Annotated in this window: 2 protein-coding genes; both read left to right on the top strand. The window is 70.9% G+C overall.

Annotated features, from left to right (window positions below; all coding sequences use genetic code 11):
- Positions 1-55: 55 nt before the first annotated feature.
- A complete protein-coding gene (locus AL2_RS35725) occupies positions 56-2,938 on the top strand; it encodes a condensation domain-containing protein (protein ID WP_245667136.1) in 2,883 nt (960 codons plus the stop codon).
- 35 nt (positions 2,939-2,973) lie between these two features.
- The coding region (locus AL2_RS35730) for a condensation domain-containing protein (RefSeq protein ID WP_169806484.1) at positions 2,974-4,861 on the top strand (1,888 nt) is incomplete at its 3' end.

Below are 4,861 nucleotides of genomic sequence, written 5' to 3' on the forward strand. Positions count from 1 at the left end.
TACGTCAAAGGACCCACGCGACCAAGGTTGGACGCAGCTACCCCTCTTGGACGAGGTGTCGGCGGAGTTCGACGCCGACATGCCGGTCGCCCACGCCATCGACATCAACGCCGTGGTCACCGACACCGACCAAGGCCCCGTCCTCAATGCGTCGTTCACCTACGCGACCGGGGTCCTGGCGCAGGAGGACGTCCAAGAACTGGCCGACCTCTGGACCGAGGCGCTGACCGACCTCGCCCGGCATGCCGGCGAGACCGGAGCCGGTGGTCTGACACCGTCGGATCTGCTGATGGTGTCGCTCACCCAGCCCGAGATCGACGCGTTGGAGGCCCGCCACCCGGGCTTGGCGGACGTCTGGCCGCTGACGGCTATGCAATCGGGCCTGCTGTTCCACGTCATGATGGCCGGCAAGGAGTTCGACCCGTACCAGATGCAGTTCGTCCTGCATCTGGACGGGCACGTGGATCCGCATCGGATGCGGGCGGCGGGCCAGGGCCTGCTGGACCGGTACCCGAACCTGCGGGTCGCGTTCGCCTTCGGGGCCGACGGCGAGCCGATGCAGGTCGTGGCCTCGGACGTGGTGCTGCCGTGGCGGGAGATCGACCTGCGGGACGTCCCCGAGGACGACCGCGCCGCCCGCCTGGAGGACGTGCTCGCCGCCGATCATGGGGAGCACTTCGACCCGGCGGTGGCGCCGCTGTTCCGGCTCACGCTGATCCGGACGGACGACCAGAGCTTCGAACTGGTCGTGACCAGCCACCATCTGATGTTCGACGGATGGTCGCTGCCGCTCGTGATGCAGGACCTGATGGGCCTGTACGGGGAGAACGGCGACGTTTCGGCGTTGCCGCGTCCCCGCGACTACCGGGACTTCCTGGTCTGGCTGTCGCGGCAGGACCGGGAACAGTCGGCCCGAGCCTGGTCCGGCGAACTCGCGGGCGTGACGGAGCCGACGCTGCTGGCACCCCAGGTACGGGCCGCCGGCAACTCCGGGGGCATCGGCCGGGTCGAGGTCGGACTGTCCGCCGAAGGCGCCCGGGACCTCGTCCGCCGCGCGACCGAACTCGGTGTGACGGTCAACACGGTCGTGCAGGGGGCGTGGGCGATCCTGCTGGGGCAGCTCACCGCGCGCGATGACGTGCTGTTCGGCATGACGGTGTCGGGCCGTCCTCCGGCCGTCGCTGGCGTCGACGCGATGGTCGGGCTGTTCATCAACACGCTGCCGGTGCGGGTCCGCTGCAACCCCGGCGACTCGCTGGCCGACGTCCTGACCGACCTGCAGAACCGCCAGGCGGCGCTGCTCGACCACCATCACCACGGCCTCACCGAGATCCAGCAGGACACAGGTCTCCGGACGCTGTTCGACACGGTGGTGGTCTTCGAGTCCTATCCGTGGGACGGCGCCGGCAACGCGATGTCGGAGTACGGCCTCACGATCAGCCGCCTCCGGTACTCGACGGGGACGCACTACGCGATGACGCTGATGGCGGCCCCGGAACCGCTGCGGATGACGATGCAGTACCAGCGCGACGTGTTCGAGCAAGTCTCCGTCGAGCAGATGGCGGACCGGTACCTGCGGGTGCTCGAACAGATCATCGCCGATCCGGGCACCCCCGTCGGCGCGGTGGAGGTGCTGACCGCCGAGGAGCGGGCGCTCGTGGAGCAGCGGCCGGTCGAGCCCGCCGCGACGGCGCCGAGGCCCCCGGCCGTACCGCGGGCGGCGAACGATCCGTCCCTGGTGCCGGGCATGTTCGAGGCGGCCGTGACCGCCGCACCGGACGCGGTCGCCGTCGTGACCGACACCGGGCCGCTGACCTACGCCGAACTGGACGCTCGGGCCAACGGCCTGGCCTTCGAGCTGATCGAGCACGGCGCCGGCCCGGACCGTCCGGTGGCCGTGGCGACCCGGCGGCCGGTCGAATCGGTGGTCGCGCTGCTCGCGGTGGCCAAGGCCGGCGGCGTGTTCCTGCCGGTCGACGCGCCGGACCAGGTGCCCGCTGCCGCTGCCGTGGCCGTCCTGACCGATCATGAGACCGCCCCGGCGCTCCCGGAGACAGGGGTTCCGCGACTGTATCTGGACGATCCCCGGACGGTTTCCGACCGGGCCCCGACCGATGAGGACCGGCTCCTGCCGTTGCGCCCGCAGCATCTGGCCTACGCCAGATCGCCGCACGGTGCGGCCGTCACCCACCGCAACATCACCGATCTCGCGGCGCGGATGGCGGAGCGGCTCGGCACCGGGCCGGGCACGCGGATCGCGTCCTGCCCGCCGGCGGGTTCCGGTATGCGGATCGTCGAGGTGCTCGCCGCCCTGTCCACCGGCGGTGGCCTGGACCTCACATCGGATCCGGCGAGCCCGGAGCGGCGTGGCACCTGGACCAAGACTGTCGTCAGCACCGTTCCCTCGGCCTTCACCGCACTGCTGGACCGCGCGCCGGAAGGCCGCGTCGACGCCGACACCGTCATGTTCTCGGGCGAGGAAGTGCCCGCCGAGCTGGTCGGCCGGGTGCGGGCCGCGATCCCGGGGGTCCGGGTCCTCGCCTGCTACGGGCGGCCGGAGACCGGTCTCGCGACGACCCTGTCGATCCCGCATTCGGCCGACCTGCCCGCCACCGGCGCCGTTCCGCTCGGCCCGGCGCTGCGGGACGTCCAGGTGCTCGTGCTCGGTCCCGGGCTCGCCCCGGTCCCGCCACGGGTCACGGGCGAGCTCTACATCGCCGGCCCCGGTCTCGGCCGCGGCCTCCTGGACGCCGCGGCGCCGACGGCGGCGCGGTTCGTCGCCAACCCGTTCGACCCGGCCGGCGGACGGATGTTCCGCACCGGCGACCTGGTCCGGCGGACGAGGTCCGGCGAGCTGATGTACGTCGGCCGGAGCGACGGCCGGCGCAGGGACCACGGCTCCCGGGGCGGCCCCGGCACGGGGCACCGGCACCCCTGACCTTCGAACCCCCGAGAGGCCATCTCATGATCCCGTTGTCGTTCGCGCAGAGCCGGCTGTGGTTCCTGTACCGGTACGAGGGCCCGTCGGTCACCTACAACCAGCCGGTGGTGCTGCGGCTGCGCGCCGCGGTCGACCCGGGCCTGATGGCCGTCGCGGTCCGGGACGTGCTGCTGCGGCACGAGAGCCTCCGCACGGTGATCGGCGAGGACGAGCGGGGCGTGGCGTTCCAGCGGATCCTGCCGCCGGACGAGGTCGTGGTCGAGGTCCCGACCCGCACCGTGGAGCCCGAGCAGGTGGCGGACGCCGTCGCGGAGGCGGTGGCGCACCGGTTCGAACTCGAATCCGAGATCCCGATCCGGGTCGGCCTGCTCGCCTGCGGGCCGGACGAATACGTGCTGGTCATCCTCATGCACCACATCGCCGGCGACGCCGCGTCGATGGCACCGCTGGCCCGGGACCTGTCGATGGCGTACATGGCGCGGGCGGAGGGGCGGGAGCCGGGATGGGCCCCGCTGCCCGTCCAGTACGCGGACTACACCCTCTGGCAGCAGGAACTGCTCGGAGAACTCTCCGATCCGGAGAGCGTCGCGTCCCAGCAGGTCGGGTACTGGCGCCGGGAACTGGAGGGCGCTCCGCAGCCGCTCGCCCTGCCCGCCGACCGGCCGCGCCCGCCCAAGCGGAGCCACCGCGGCGAGACGGTCGAGTTCGCCGTGGACCCGGAGCTGGCCGCCGGGGTCGAGGCGCTGGCGCGCAGGCATGGTGCGACGGTGCCGATGGTGTTGCAGGCGGCGTATGCGGTGATGCTGTCGCGGCTGGGCGCCGGTTCGGACATCACGATGGGTTCGCCGATCGCGGGCCGCACCGACGAGGACCTGAACGACCTGGTCGGGTTCTTTGTGAACAACTGGGTGCTGCGGGTGGACTTGTCGGGTGACAGGTCGTTCGCGCAGGTGGTGGATCAGGTGCGGGACAAGGCGCTGGCGGCCTATGACAACCAGGACGTGCCGTTCGAGCGGCTGGTGGAGTTGCTGAATCCGGAGCGTTCGACGTCCTACCACCCGCTGTTCCAGGTCGCGTTCGTCTGGCAGAGCACGATCGCGACGCCGGGTGAGGAAGTGCGCCTGCCCGGCCTGGAATGGTCGGCCATGCCGACCGTGAACCAGGTGGCCAAATTCGACCTCAGCCTGATCATGGCCGAATTCGGCGGTGCGCACGGACAGGAATTCCGCGGGTACCTCGAGTACGCGGTGGATTTGTTCGATCGCGGTTCGGTCGAGGGGTTGGCGGAACGGTTCGTTGGGGTGTTGGGGCAGGTGGTCGGGGACCCGGCTGCGCCGGTGAATGCGGTTGAGGTGTTGCTGCCCGCGGAGCGGTCGCTGGTGGTGGATGGGTGGAATGACACGACGGTTGAGATCCCTGGGCAGTCGTTGTTGTTGCCGGGGGTGTTCGAGGCCTGGGCGGCGGTGTCGCCGGGTGCGGTGGCGGTGGTGGCGGGGTCGGAGTCGTTGACGTATGCGGAGTTGGATGCGCGGGCGAATGCGTTGGCGTTTGAGTTGATCGGGTGTGGTGTTGGTCCGGATGTGGTGGTGGGGGTGGCGACGGGCCGGTCGGTTGGTCTGGTGGTGGGGCTGTTGGCGGTGTCGAAGGCGGGTGGGGCGTATTTGCCGATCGATCCGCAGTATCCGGGGCCGCGTATGGAGTATGTGCTGCGTGATGCGTGTCCGCTGGTGCTGGTGACGGATCGGGAGACTGATCGGGTGCTGCCGGCGGTGGACGTTCCGCGCGTGTTCCTGGAGGACGACCGGCCTGCGGTGGACGGCGCACCGACTAACGCGGACCGGACGGAGCCGTTGTTGCCGCAGCATTTGGCGTATGTCATTTACACGTCGGGTTCGACGGGTGAGCCGAAGGGTGTGGGGG

The organism is Actinomadura latina NBRC 106108 (assembly GCF_001552195.1).
GTDB lineage: Bacteria > Actinomycetota > Actinomycetes > Streptosporangiales > Streptosporangiaceae > Spirillospora > Spirillospora latina.